General features: G+C 33.7%; 10 protein-coding genes. 3 read left to right on the top strand and 7 right to left on the bottom strand.

Annotated features, from left to right (window positions below; genetic code table 11):
- Positions 1-237: 237 nt before the first annotated feature.
- The 5 genes from QMG60_RS05650 to QMG60_RS05630 all read right to left on the bottom strand — a co-directional run bounded on the left by QMG60_RS05650 (position 238) and on the right by QMG60_RS05630 (position 7,243).
- The gene (locus QMG60_RS05650) at positions 238-3,414 is read right to left on the bottom strand and encodes an efflux RND transporter permease subunit (protein WP_057115758.1); all 3,177 of its coding nucleotides are present in this window, start codon (positions 3,412-3,414) and stop codon (positions 238-240) included.
- A gap of 91 nt (positions 3,415-3,505) precedes the next feature.
- Entirely contained in the window at positions 3,506-4,573 is a 1,068-nt protein-coding gene (locus tag QMG60_RS05645) for an efflux RND transporter periplasmic adaptor subunit (protein WP_281867157.1), read from the bottom strand.
- 9 nt (positions 4,574-4,582) lie between these two features.
- Positions 4,583-5,917: a TolC family protein gene (locus QMG60_RS05640; protein WP_281867156.1), complete on the bottom strand. Its 1,335-nt coding sequence runs from the start codon at positions 5,915-5,917 to the stop codon at positions 4,583-4,585.
- Positions 5,918-6,012: 95 nt separating this feature from the next.
- Positions 6,013-6,612, bottom strand: a complete 600-nt coding sequence (locus QMG60_RS05635; RefSeq protein ID WP_057115993.1) for a TetR/AcrR family transcriptional regulator — start codon at positions 6,610-6,612, stop codon at positions 6,013-6,015.
- Between the two features lie 109 nt (positions 6,613-6,721).
- On the bottom strand, positions 6,722-7,243 hold the full coding sequence (locus QMG60_RS05630; RefSeq protein WP_057115752.1) for a YceI family protein: 522 nt from the start codon (positions 7,241-7,243) through the stop codon (positions 6,722-6,724).
- 266 nt (positions 7,244-7,509) lie between these two features.
- Here QMG60_RS05630 and QMG60_RS05625 point away from each other — a divergent pair, with 266 nt between their 5' ends.
- Positions 7,510-8,484, top strand: coding sequence for a polyprenyl synthetase family protein (locus QMG60_RS05625; RefSeq protein ID WP_281867155.1), 975 nt, complete (start codon positions 7,510-7,512; stop codon positions 8,482-8,484).
- Positions 8,485-8,534: 50 nt separating this feature from the next.
- Positions 8,535-8,888, top strand: coding sequence for a hypothetical protein (locus tag QMG60_RS05620; RefSeq protein ID WP_281867154.1), 354 nt, complete (start codon positions 8,535-8,537; stop codon positions 8,886-8,888).
- 13 nt (positions 8,889-8,901) lie between these two features.
- Here the strand turns inward: QMG60_RS05620 and QMG60_RS05615 are convergent, their stop codons facing one another.
- Complete coding sequence (locus tag QMG60_RS05615) at positions 8,902-9,387, bottom strand: hypothetical protein (protein ID WP_134138996.1); 486 nt, start codon at positions 9,385-9,387, stop codon at positions 8,902-8,904.
- A 199-nt stretch (positions 9,388-9,586) separates the two neighbouring features.
- The gene (locus QMG60_RS05610; protein ID WP_057115741.1) at positions 9,587-10,138 is read right to left on the bottom strand and encodes a hypothetical protein; all 552 of its coding nucleotides are present in this window, start codon (positions 10,136-10,138) and stop codon (positions 9,587-9,589) included.
- Positions 10,139-10,254: 116 nt separating this feature from the next.
- Here QMG60_RS05610 and QMG60_RS05605 point away from each other — a divergent pair, with 116 nt between their 5' ends.
- A complete protein-coding gene (locus QMG60_RS05605; protein ID WP_281867153.1) occupies positions 10,255-13,029 on the top strand; it encodes a 2-oxoglutarate dehydrogenase E1 component in 2,775 nt (924 codons plus the stop codon).
- Positions 13,030-13,054 lie beyond the last annotated feature (25 nt).

Genomic DNA, 13,054 nt, shown 5'->3' with positions numbered 1-13,054 from the left:
ATAAACATATTTTTAAATTAACAATAGAAAAATTCCAAATCTCAAGGTTAAAATTCCAATACTAAAATTCCAAATTCCAATTTGAAGGAACTTGAATTTCATTATTGAATGATTTAAAATTATCTCTATATTTTTCAAGAATCAAAAAAATCCCAAATTCCTAATTGAAGGAACTTGGGATTTTAATGGGGAAATTCCAATTTCGGACTTTGGAATTTCTATTGAAAATCAAAACTATTAATGAGTATGTTTCGGATTAAAACCGTCTTCGCTTAATTCTGTATGCTCATAATCGGCAACCATTTCAGCTTCGTAATCGATTTTTTCTCCTTTAGAGAATTTTCTAATGATTTTCTCCATGATATCATAGATTACAGGAACTACAATTAACGTTAGGAATAATGAAGAAATCAAACCTCCAATAATTACCCAAGCTAATCCGTTTTTCCATTCTGCTCCAGCTCCAGAGGCTAATGCAATTGGGAACATACCAAATACCATCGCAATTGTTGTCATCAAGATCGGACGTAAACGTGCGTGGTTTGCTTGGATTAATGCTGTTCTGATCGATTCTCCAGCAGCTCTTCGCTGATTGGTATAATCGACAAGCATGATCGCATTCTTACACACCAGACCAATCAACATGATGACCCCTAAGATTGTAAAGATATTTAATGTGTTGTTTGTTAATGCCAGTGCAAATAATACTCCAATAAATGAAAGCGGAATTGCAAACAATACAACAAACGGGTGAACGAAACTATCATATAAACCAACCATCACAAGGTAAACCAAAATAATAGCCGCTAATAATGCGATTCCTAATGTACCAAAACCTTCTGATTGGTTTTCTTGGTCACCACCCCAGATGTAGTTAACACCTGTTGGTTTTTGTAATTTATCTAATTTTTCCTGCCATTGTGTTACAATTGTTCCGGCTGGCACCCCAACGTTCTGTCCTTGTACGGTTACAGAAGCTGTTTTATCTCTACGCTCTAATTTACTCGGTCCAGAACCTTCTGTAATTGTAGCAAACTGATTTAATTTAATTTGCTGACCTGCGTTGTTTATAAAAATCAAATTACTAACATCGGTAATGTTTTTTCTATCAAATTCGTTGTATTTGATATTGATGTCGTATTCGTATTCACCTGCTCTAAATTTACCGTCAGTATTACCGCTGTAAGCTGTCTGCATTGTTAAACCTACCGTTTGAAGTGTAAGTCCTAAAGCAGCCATTTTATCTCTATCAACCTGAACGTTAATCTCTGGGTTTCCGTCTTCAACTGTTAATTTGATCTCAGTTGTTCCAGGAATTGTACGTAATTCAGCTTCAGCTAATTTTGCAAATTTCATGGCACTTTCTACGTTTGGACCTGTAACGATCAAACCTAAAGTTGCATCCTCAGCCGTACCTAAGATACCTACAGGAACTGTTTTTACTTTAGCTCCAACTAAGATTTTCTCCAGCTTACGTTTTGTTTTAGCAGCATAAACGTTTGCATCATCTGTACGATCTTTTTGCTCGATCATTTTAACATCGATCTCAGCTTTGTAAGCAGTTGCCTGAGCAGCTCCTAAACCTTCACTGGTTTGTCCTACAGTTGTAATTTGACTGAAAACATACTTCTCTCCTTTTAAGAAAGCTTCTGCTTTTTGCGTCATAAAGTTAGTCTGCTCTAACGATGCATCTTTTGGCATCTCGATTTGTACTAAGAATTCACCACTATCAGATGATGCGAAGAACTCTCCTCCAATATATCCACCTCCCATTAACCAGAAGATAGAACCAAAGAACATTACTAATACAATTACAATTGTTTTAACATAATGATCTAAACACCAGTTTAGTAAGTTTGATACCCAGTTCGTAAAACGAGTTAAATAGCTTTCAAATCCAAGGATAACTTTACCGAAAAGATTTTTACCTTCAATATGCTCTAATTTTCCAAAACGTGAAGATAACCACGGAATAATAGTAAATGAAGCCAATAATGAGAACATTGTAGATATAATTACCGTAACACAGAATTGCGTAATAATGTTTGATACCAATCCTGTACTCATTGCAATTGGTAAGAACACCACCACAATTACTAATGTAATCGAGGTTACTGTACCGCCAATTTCGGCAGTTCCGTCGTAAGACGCACGAATTCGGCTTTTACCCATCTCCATGTGTCGGTAAATATTCTCCAATACCACGATGGCATCATCAACAAGAATACCAACAACAAGAGATAAACCAAGTAAACTCATTAAGTTAAGGGTATAACCTAATAAATAGATTCCAATAAATGTAGCGATCAAAGAGGCAGGAATAGATACCATTACAATCAATGAGTTTCTAATACTGTGCAAGAAGAACAACATTACAAATGCTACCAGAATAACCGCAATTAATAAATCGTGTACAACAGAATCTGCTGCTTCAAGTGTAAATATAGTACTGTCTTTTGCGACATCTAACTTCAATTGAGCTGATTTGTAATCGCTCTCTAAGGTTTTGATTGTTTTAACCAACTGCTCACTTACCGCAACGGCATTTGCATCTGATTGTTTTACAATTTGAAGTACAATTGCACTTTTTTGATCAACACGCGCAATTTTTTCCGCGATTTTTTGTGTATCCTGAACATCAGCAATATCTCCTAAACGAACTTGAATTCCGTTTTGTGAAGAAACTACTAAATTTCTTAATTCATCAACATTTTTATATTTACCCGCTAAACGAATTAATATTTTTTGGTTACGAGTTTGGATGTTACCTGTAGGGAAATCCAGATTCGAAGTTAAAATTGTCTGCTGTACTTGAGGAACAGAAAGTCCGTAACCCTGCATTTTAACAGCATCAAGATTTACCTGAATCTCACGTTCCTGCCCACCAATAATGTTTACCTGGGCAACACCTTGCACACGAGATAAAACTGGAGCAATCTTTTTATCAATCAAATCATAAAAAGCAGCTTCGTCCATTTTACCATTCGCACCAAGCGTCATAATTGGTAAATCACTCAAAGAGAATTTGGTTAACGACGGCGGATCAGCATCATCTGGTAAATCACTCAAAATCGCATTAATTTTTCGCTGCGCATCATTCATCGAAATATCAACATTTGCAGTAGAAAGCAATGTAATTGACACTACAGATAAACTCTCATAAGATTTCGAGTCAATTTTTTTGATATTTTCCAAAGATGCAATCGCGTCCTCAATTTTCTTTGTTACGGTATTTTCAACCTCACTTGGAGAAGCACCCGGATAAACAGTTGAAACCGTAATAACATTGGTTTCGAATTTTGGGATCAGCTCGTAGCCTAATTGGCTATAACTGAACAATCCACCAAGAATCAGAATTGTAAACAATACAATTACTAACGACGGACGTTTTATGGATATTTCGGCTAATTTCATATATGTTGTTTTTTGCTGTAGGCTATACGCTGTAGGCTTTAGGCTTTTATTAAAGGCTTAAAGCTTATTGCTTACGGCTTAAAGCGTACAATTACTTAATAATTTCTACTGTATTTCCGTCTTGTAAATTGATTTGACCTGTAACAATTACAGTATCTCCGTCATTCAAACCATTGATGATTTCAACCTTGTCTCCTAAGATTCTTCCAGCAACCACTTTTTTCAATTTTGTCACGTTATTTTCAACTACGAAAATTTCGTTGCTGCTTACACTTCCAACAAATGCATTTCTAGGAACCACTTTCAAGTTTTGTTTTTGGTTGTTTGAACCAAAGTTTGCAGTTCCGTACATACCTGCTTTTAAGTCGTTATTAGCATTGTTTGTGATTTCAATTTCAACTGGGAAGTTTAATGAAGCATCTGCTTTTGAAGCAATGAAAGTGATTTTTCCAGAGAATGTTTTATCAGGATAAACACTTGCTGTAATGTTTACTGTATTTCCTAATTTTAAACTTGCTACTTGGCTTTCGTTTACTGTAACTGCCAATTTTAATTTAGAAACATTTACGATATCAAACAAAGCAGTTGCAGGCATTCCAGCTAAAATAGAACCTGGCTCAATATATTTTTTATTGATATATCCATTAATTGGTGCTTTTACTTTAGTATCTCCAACATTAATATTTGCTTGTGTCAAATTAGACTGAGCATTTGTCAAAGCCAATTTTGCCTGATCTAATTGTTGTTTTGTAACACCACCTGTTTTAAAAGCATTTTCGTATCTCGCATAATCAGATTTTGCATTTTGATAAACTGCCTGTGCTTGTTGTGCGTTTACATTAATAACGTCACCTCTTACTGTTAAAAGAGTTTGTCCTACTCTTACGTAGTCACCTTCTTTTGCTAAAACACTAATTACTTTTCCAGATTTTTCTGCAGAGAAAGTTAATTCCTGAATTGGTGCAAAGTTTCCGTTTGCAGTAAAACCAAGATTAACATCTTCTGTTTTAACTGTTGCAACTTTTACAGAAACAGCAGCATTTTTCTCTGCTACGATTGCAGTTTTACCTTCGTTTTCTTTCTTATTTTTATTTAATATGTAGCTAATCCCGAAAAATGCTACGGCTATGATTACGATTGTTATAATTATTTTCTTCATTGTAATTAGTTATTTAATAAGAGATTTAAGTTCGCCTTTCGATTTGATTAGAGATATTTCGGCAATTTTATAATTTAAAACTGCTCTTGTATAATTGTTTTGAGCTTCAAGTGATGCATTTTCAGCGTCTAACAAATCGGTTAAAGATGCTAAACCTTGAAGGTAATTGTTTTTAGTATTGCTAAGGATCTCAGATGCCAAACGCATGTTTTCTTTTTGATTCTCGATTGTTACCAAATTATTATTGATTTGTGTAATGGCGTTTCTATAATCTAAATCAAGTGAAAGTTTGGTGTCTTTAATATCTTCCTGAAGTTCTCTAATTTGAACATCAGCTTGTCTTACTTTAGCACGAGTTCCAAAACCTGTAAAGATTGGCACATGCAGATTTAATCCAATTGCTGAGAAATCTGACCAGTAAACTCCTTTATCTGGTTTTGCAAACCAAGGAAATTCCGGACCTTGACCGATATAGTTGTACCCAGCAGTTAATGAAAGTGTTGGATAATATCCAGCTTCAACAGCTTTTTTATTATAGACTAAAAGCTCTTCTTGTTTTTTCAAAAGCAGATATTCTGTTCTGTTTTCGATATTTGGTTCTTCTGTTAATGCAGCAGGAACAACTTCAAATTCTTCTTTTGGCATCGCGATTTGAGTTTCAATAGGCATTCCCATATAAAACTTCAAAGCATTTTCCTGTAAAGCAATTTGGTTTTTAATCTGCTGACGTTCTGTATCGATATTTGACATTTTTACAATAATACGATCTAAGTCAATTTTCTTAGCCAAACCGTTATCAAATTGCCCTTTTACGATATCACGAACTTTAGTTGTGTTTACGTAATTGCTGTCTAACAAAACCAATCTTTCTTTTTGTACATAAACAGAATAGTAATTATTTGCAACTCTTTCTATAACTTGTTCTTCTGTTAACTGATCGTTTATTTGATAAAACTCACGTGTAGTTCTTGCTGCTTTTAATCCTGTAAAAACAGATTGATCAAATATTGCCTGAGTTAAAGAAAGCCCCGCAGTAGAAGTCCAAGTTTGTCCAAATGCTGCTTGGATTGTAGTTCCCGGTGCACCAAAACCTGCTCCGTCAATAACAGTTGTTTGAATTACCGGATTATAAGTTAGGTTTCCATTTGCGCTAATTTGAGGTAACGCTCTAGAACGTACTTCTTGAATTTGGTATTCACTGTTTTCAACCTGAAGTTTTGCTTTTTTAGCATCGGCTTTATTTACAAGCGCGTAGCTAACAGCGTCTTTTAAGGTTAAAGTGGTTACTTGTGCGTTGGCCGATAAGCCAATTGTGCACAAAACTATAAGAACTATTCGTTTCATATGTAGTTAAATATTTATTTTTAAATTTTGAGATAGTATCGCCATTATTATCTTCCCGCTCTCTAACAATAATGACAAATAGTTTTGAATAATAATTAATTGATAATTTTTTTAAGCTGTTTTTCTAATTCTTGCACTCCTTTTTCTGTTGCCATTGCACGAGTGTGATATTCTAATGCCTCTAACTCTATTCTTTGTGCTTCACTTTCAGAAACTGTATTTTCATTAATATGAAAGATTAACGTGTAATAAAATCTCACATAGATTTCTACATTTAAATCTGGTCTGTAAAGCTCTTCTCGTATTCCCTTTTCAATATTATCTCTAAAACATTGTGTGCATTGCTCAATTTCGTGAGATAAAATATTTTGATAAATCTCTGGATAATGTTTTTTTAACTGATAGATAGGCGAAGTATCCGTATTGTTTTTAAACATATCACGAAACATTTCTCTAATTTCAAAATTCTCGTGAATCGCATTATAATTTTTAGCAACAATGGTATCCATAATTTCATGAACCTGTCTGTGTACCATTGAAGTGCTCTCTTCAATCAAAACCTCTTTATTACAGAAATATTTGTAAATCGTTTTCTTCGAAATACACATTTCTCCTGCAATATCATCCATTGTAACACTTTTAAAGCCGAGCTTTAAAAAAAGCTCACTGGCTTTTGCTATGATTTTCTCTTTCATTTTAATTTTCCCAATTGCCATACAAATATAATTAGGAAACTAAAATTTAAAAAATAGTTTCCGTAATATTTGTAATAATTTTACATTAAATTATTCCTGCATGTAAGATTTATATGCTAAATTCAAGATTAGCTATTAGCTTAATGTCTTTTCCAAGAGCTAAGCCCCCATTATGATGAAAAGAGTTATAATCTAAGCCAAAGTCCTGACGCTTAATTTCACCTTTAATTTCAAAGGCTACTTTTTTTTCTCCATTATAAGTATTCACTCCTATAAATTCTGCATCAAGTTCTACAACTCTCGTAACATCTTTTATCGTTAAATCTCCCTTAAAGAAATTGATATTGTTATTTACTTTTTGGAATGAAGTCGATTTGAAACTAATGATTGGATGCTCATCTACATCAAAAAAATCCTGAAGCTGTAAATTGGTGTCAATTTGCTGAAAGCTTTCAGTTTTATTATTAATATCAAGTGAAAATTCAACCGATGCATCTTCAATTTCATTGTCTTCTAAGCTCACATAACCGCCAAATTTGTTCGTAGTTCCTCCTAAATAGGCAATTATCGAATGTCTCATTTTAATTAAAACATCTGATTGAGTAGAATCTAAAGTCCATGTTGTTTTCATAAATAACTGATTTTAATGAGTTTATAAATCATTCAAACTCTTATGGAAACTTTCACAGTGTTTCAAGTTTCCATTTTGATGTTGCAAATATAGACAGGAAACTGTAAATACCAAAAAAGTTTCCAAGTTTTTTAAAAAATATTTTAACAAATTCATTCTTAGTCGTTTTTATTTTAAATTTTAATGTTTTCTCAGCAAATGAAATTTAGAAAGCGAAAATTCATAATTGAATTGTATCTTTGAGGCTCGTAAATCAGAATTTCATTATGCACGATATTAGCCAGTACCAGGATTTTTTTATTAGTTATCTTAAAAAACAAGACATACATAAAGAACCTAAAAACCTTTACGAACCTATTGAATATATTTTAGGACTTGGCGGAAAACGCATACGTCCTGTTTTAACTTTAATGGCTGCTGAAGTTTTTGATACCGAGTACGATGCTGCACTTCCAGCTGCAATGGCCGTCGAAGTTTTCCATAATTTTTCGCTGGTTCATGATGATATTATGGATGATGCGCCTTTGCGAAGAGGACAAGTTACAGTTCATGAAAAATGGGATCTAAATACTGGAATACTTTCAGGAGATGCCATGCTTATTTTAGCTTATCAATATTTTGAACAATACGAACCGATAGTTTTTAGAAACCTGGCAAAATTATTTAGTAAAACTGCTCTTGAGGTTTGCGAAGGACAACAATGGGATGTTGATTTCGAAACTCGTAAAGATGTTACGATTCCCGAATATTTAAAGATGATTGAATACAAAACAGCTGTTTTGGTTGCCGCTGCCATGAAAATGGGTGCAATTGTTGCCAAAACTTCTGAAAAAGAAGCTGATTTAATCTATGATTTTGGACTTAATTTAGGATTGGCTTTCCAATTGCAGGATGATTATTTAGATGCTTTTGGTGACCCTGAAACTTTTGGAAAACAAGTTGGAGGCGATATTATTGAAAACAAAAAAACCTATTTATATCTAAAAGCTTTAGAGTTTTCTTGTACAGAAAAAGCTCAAGAATTAGAAAAATTATTCAGTTTACAATTAGAAGATAATTCAGAAAAAATAGAAACTGCAAAAGCTATTTTTAATGAATCTGGAGCTTCAAAAGCGACACAAGAAGCAATCGAAATGTATACGTTTAAAGCTTTTGAAACTTTAGAAAAAATGGAAATTAATGCTGAAAAGAAAAATGTTTTAAGAACTTTCGGCGAAAATTTAATGGGCCGTAAGGTTTAGTAATCAGTTTTCAATAAATCTAAAATCAACAATCTAATATCTAAAATCTCATGTTTGTAGCACCAACTAGTACAGAAGCACTTTTAGAGCAAGCTCAGGCAGAGACTTTATATTTAAACTTGATTGAGCAGATTAATAAAGATTTTAATTTGGCAAATGAAGGAATTGATTTTCCGCTTAGCATTTCACCTGACGAATTAAAAATCCAACTTCACGAAAAAATCTACAGAATGATTCAGTACAAGTTTGCTGAATATTTGAACCTTCTTTATATAATTGATGTTTCTGAAATCGAAATCAAAAAACTTGACGGATCAGATTTAGTCATTCTTGCTGAACAAGTTGCTTTTCTGATTTTAAAAAGAGAGTGGCAGAAGGTTTGGTTTCGAAATTATTACAAATAAAGACTATAATTAATTAGCCTTTTAACGGTATTTCATAAAGCTTAATAAATAGCTCTAAAGAGGTGTTTAAATTAGAAATTTTATCAAGAATTGGTTGTAATGTTTCTGGTGCATTTTCAACAAAATAATCAATATGAAATTTTAAAGTTTCTCCAAGCTGAGAATAATTCCCTGCTTTTGGAGGAAGTGCAAATGTTCTCAATTGTATTAAACCTCCTCCTCTTGAATGATCACGAATAAACCAAGAAAGAAACTCTAACGAAATTAAACTTTCAACAGATCGATCTAATGTAAATTCAAATTGCAACATTACTTCATCATTCAACCCTCCATCAGTCCTTAAAAGTGTTGCAATAGGAAGATGCGAAAATGATGAACTTCCTAATTCAGAGCCTTTAATTCCTTCTAAATTATCAATTCCACTACAAACATTTTCTATTCCTTTTAAACTTTCAAGCGTTTTTTGAAATAATTCAATTTCTTTTGGCAATTGTCCCATCTTTAAGTTGATTCTTTGATATTTATAATTAAACCCTCCAATCTATTAGTGGTTTTAATTTTTTTTCAATTACAAAGTTAATTATAAGAGCAACCAAAAGAAAGAAAAAACTTATTTTATTTTAAACTGTAATAATGTTACAAGCCAATAATAACCTTAGAATCTTAGCATCTCAGTCCCGAGACTTCGGGATAGCAACTTAAAAATAAACTCTCACAAAAGGCATAAATCCAGATCCGTAAAGACTTCTGTCTGGATCGTATAAAACATCGTAGCGTGCACCAATAGTTACATTTCCAGTTCTGTAACCTGCACCTAGATAAAGAGCGGTGTTCCAAAAATTATCAGAATAACTTGGCCTGTATGGTGTAGAATCATAATCTGTGTTAACACGAACCTGCTCTAACTCTGCGGATAATTGAAGTTCAGGAATCGGGTTTACAAGCGTAATTACGCTTCCGCCATAAACATACGATTCATAATAGTTTCTTGAGTTTAAGTAACCAAATTGTAAACCAAGACCAACGGCAACAATTTCGTTAACATTGTAAATGGCACTTGGCATTACAGAAATATCAGTATAACCAGAACCAATTCCTAAACCTAATCCGCCGCCAAATTGTACTTTTTCCCAGAAATGATTACTGTTGTCAATAACATATTTTTGTTGTGCAATAGAATAACTTGAGAATAAGGCTGTCAAAATCACAAATAAATATCTGCAATCGATTGAAAATTGAATTTTATTCATAGTTAACGTTTATTTTAACAAATTTTTACGTAAAAGTACGTAAAAAAAAGATTTAAATAAATGTGATTGTTGTACTTTTGCCTTTCTATATAACAAAAAGTATATTCACTCATATTATGGATAGGTTTTCATTTTTAAACGCAGCGCATACCGAGTTTTTTGCACAATTATACGATCAATATCTAGTAAACCCAGACAGCGTTGAGCCTAGCTGGAGAAGTTTCTTTCAAGGTTTTGACTTTGGAATGACTACTTATAACGACGAAAATCCAGTGCAGACTATAGTTGAGTACGTGACTAGCGACAACACAGATTACAGTCAGATTTCTGAAAAACTAAAGAAAGAATTCAACGTTCTTAAATTAATTGACGGATACCGTACGCGCGGGCATTTATTCACAAAAACAAATCCAGTTCGTGACCGTAGAACTTCATCTCCAACTTTGGATATCGAAAACTTCGGATTATCTACAGCAGATCTTTCGACTGTTTTTGATGCTGCACAAACAATTGGAATGGCACCATCTTCTTTACAAGATATCGTAAATCGCCTTAAGGCTATTTACTGCCAGCATATTGGTATTGAATATATGTACATTAGAAATCCTGGTGTTGTAAAATGGATTCAGGATAAATTAGCAGTTGATAATAATCAGCCTAATTTTTCTACAGAAGAAAAGAAAACGATCTTAAATAAATTAAACGAAGCTGTTTCTTTCGAGAACTTCCTTCATACTAAATATGTTGGACAAAAACGTTTTTCACTAGAAGGTGGAGAATCTATTATTCCAGCTTTAGATGCTTTAATTGAGCAGGCTGCGGAAAAAGGTGTTGAACAATTCGTAATGGGAATGGCTCACCGTGGCCGTTTGAACGTTTTGGCAAACATATTCGGAAAATCTACTCAAGATATCTTTGGTGAGTTTGACGGAAAAGATTACGATCAAGAATACTTTGATGGTGACGTAAAATACCACTTAGGTCTTACTGCCGACAAAAAAACAAGATCTGGAAAAAGCATCAATATCAATTTAGCACCAAACCCTTCTCACTTAGAAACTGTTGGAGCTGTAATTGAAGGAATTACAAGAGCAAAACAAGATAAATATTTCCCAGAAGATTTTTCAAAAGTACTACCTATCGCCGTTCACGGAGATGCTGCAATTGCAGGTCAGGGTATTTTGTATGAAATCATCCAAATGGCGCAGCTTGACGGTTATAAAACTGGAGGAACAATTCACATTGTAATTAACAACCAAGTTGGTTTTACGACTAACTATTTAGATGCTCGTTCTTCTACTTATTGTACAGACGTTGCTAAAGTTACACTTTCACCAGTTTTACACGTAAATGCTGACGATGCTGAAGCTGTTGTACATGCAATGTCTTTTGCATTAGACTATAGAATGCAGTTTGGACGTGACGTATTTATCGACTTACTAGGATACAGAAAATACGGTCATAACGAAGGTGACGAACCTCGTTTTACACAGCCGGTTTTATATAAAATCATCGCTAAACATAAGAATCCAAGAGATATCTATGCTGAAAAATTATTGTCTGACGGCGTAATCGATGCATCTTATGTAAATGCTTTAGAAAAAGAATACAAATCTGCTTTAGAGGAAAATTTAGAAGCTTCTCGTAAAAAAGATTTAACAATCATAACTCCATTCATGAAAAACGAATGGGATGGATTTGTTCAGGTAACTGATACACAAATGCTTCAAAAAGTAGATACTACCTTTAGTAAAGAAGGATTAGATTCTATCATCAATACAATCTCAACATTACCAGAAGACAAGAAATTCATTAACAAGATAACTAAAATTGTTACGGATAGAAAAGCAGGATACGACAACAACACTATCGATTGGGGAACTGCAGAAGCTCTAGCTTACGGTTCACTTTTAACAGAAGGATTTGACGTTCGTATTTCCGGTCAGGACGTAGAGCGTGGTACATTCTCTCACCGCCATGCTGTAGTTAAAGTTGAAGATTCTGAAGAAGAAGTAATTCTTTTAGATGCTATCGAAAACAAAAAAGGAAAATTCGGCGTTTTCAACTCTCTTTTATCTGAATATGGAGTTCTTGGTTTTGATTACGGATATGCATTGGCTAATCCAAAAGCATTAACTATTTGGGAAGCACAATTTGGAGATTTCTCTAACGGAGCCCAAATCATGATTGACCAATATATTTCATGTGGTGAAGACAAATGGAACAACCAAAACGGTATTGTTTTATTATTGCCTCACGGATACGAAGGACAAGGTGCAGAACACTCTTCTGCAAGAATGGAACGTTACTTACAACTTTGTGCAAGACAAAATATGTATGTTGCAGATTGTACAACGCCAGCTAACTTCTTCCACTTGTTAAGAAGACAAATGAAAACTAATTTCCGTAAACCTTTGGTAGTTTTCTCTCCAAAAAGTTTATTAAGAGATCCAAGATGTGTCTCTACAGTTGAAGAACTGGCAAGCGGAAGCTTCCAAGAAACAATTGACGACAATACAGTAGATAAAAAAGCAGTAAAAACTTTAGTTTTTGTTACTGGTAAATTCTACTATGACATTACTGCAGAAAGAGAAAACAATGGTAGAAATGATGTTGCAGTTGTTCGTATCGAGCAATTGTTCCCTTTCCCTGTTGAGCAGATTAAAGAAATCATTGCAAAATATCCAAATGCTGATGATTATGTTTGGGCTCAGGAAGAACCTAAAAACATGGGAGCTTACAGTTTTATGTTAATGAACTTTGATCTAGTAAAATGGAGATTAGCTTCGTTAAAAGCTTACGCTGCGCCAGCATCTGGAAGTTATACACGTGCAAAACGTCGTCATGCAGATGCAATTAGAATGGTATTCGATAAAAATTTATTTAGATAAAAAAAATGTTTCAAGTTTCGGTCCC

Source organism: Flavobacterium sp. GSB-24 (assembly GCF_027924665.1).
Taxonomy (GTDB): domain Bacteria; phylum Bacteroidota; class Bacteroidia; order Flavobacteriales; family Flavobacteriaceae; genus Flavobacterium.
This window is presented reverse-complemented; position numbering and strand designations above follow the sequence as displayed.

Excerpts from the sequence above, each read along its gene's own strand:
- QMG60_RS05650 (WP_057115758.1), bottom strand. The coding sequence starts at position 3,414 with ATGAAATTAGCCGAAATATCCATAAAACGTCCGTCGTTAGTAATTGTA.
- QMG60_RS05645 (WP_281867157.1), bottom strand. The coding sequence starts at position 4,573 with ATGAAGAAAATAATTATAACAATCGTAATCATAGCCGTAGCATTTTTC.
- QMG60_RS05640 (WP_281867156.1), bottom strand. The coding sequence starts at position 5,917 with ATGAAACGAATAGTTCTTATAGTTTTGTGCACAATTGGCTTATCGGCC.
- QMG60_RS05635 (WP_057115993.1), bottom strand. The coding sequence starts at position 6,612 with ATGAAAGAGAAAATCATAGCAAAAGCCAGTGAGCTTTTTTTAAAGCTC.
- QMG60_RS05630 (WP_057115752.1), bottom strand. The coding sequence starts at position 7,243 with ATGAAAACAACATGGACTTTAGATTCTACTCAATCAGATGTTTTAATT.
- QMG60_RS05625 (WP_281867155.1), top strand. The coding sequence starts at position 7,510 with ATGCACGATATTAGCCAGTACCAGGATTTTTTTATTAGTTATCTTAAA.
- QMG60_RS05620 (WP_281867154.1), top strand. The coding sequence starts at position 8,535 with ATGTTTGTAGCACCAACTAGTACAGAAGCACTTTTAGAGCAAGCTCAG.
- QMG60_RS05615 (WP_134138996.1), bottom strand. The coding sequence starts at position 9,387 with ATGGGACAATTGCCAAAAGAAATTGAATTATTTCAAAAAACGCTTGAA.
- QMG60_RS05610 (WP_057115741.1), bottom strand. The coding sequence starts at position 10,138 with ATGAATAAAATTCAATTTTCAATCGATTGCAGATATTTATTTGTGATT.
- QMG60_RS05605 (WP_281867153.1), top strand. The coding sequence starts at position 10,255 with ATGGATAGGTTTTCATTTTTAAACGCAGCGCATACCGAGTTTTTTGCA.